This is a genomic window from Neisseria sp. P0021.S007, assembly GCF_051956855.1.
The window spans coordinates 1-495 of the sequence record NZ_JBQCXA010001352.1; the positions used below are offsets into that span (position 1 = coordinate 1).

Sequence of the window (495 nt, forward strand, 5' to 3'; positions counted from 1 at the left end):
TCTGCATTCTGATTGGCGGCAGGCACGACTTCGTCACTCAGGGTAAGGCGGGTGGAGTCAGCTGAAAAAGCCAGATAAACCGGTTTGTTGCCGATCTTATCCGGCACGATAATCATGGCAGCGTTGAACGAAGAATCATCTTTAGCCATCAAATCCAAGATTTCCGACGTTTTTCTGATATACGCCAAGTCAAAACGGTAATCGGCCAACGCATCGAGTTGAGCAGAATTGTCTTTGACGATGCGCTCCGACGATTGGATTAAGATATCCCGTTTTTGTTGAATAGTCAGGTAATTGCCGCCGAACAACAATGCCGCCAATAAAGGAAATACCGCCAACAGCAGATATAAGGTTTTCCTACCGCCACGGACTTCTTCTTCCTGCCCGCGCTCGGCAATACGGGTCAGATTCAACATGATGTTCAGCATCAACGTACCGCCCATCACAGCCAAAATCCCCAAAATACTCATCAGGAAAATTTCTGTAACTGTCTAT

At 47.1% G+C, this 495-nt stretch carries 1 pseudogene; it reads right to left on the minus strand.

The features are described from left to right. Nucleotides 1-470 (minus strand): annotated as a pseudogene (locus ACTHUR_RS19120) (peptidase); the annotation flags it as partial. Nucleotides 471-495: the final 25 nt, after the last annotated feature.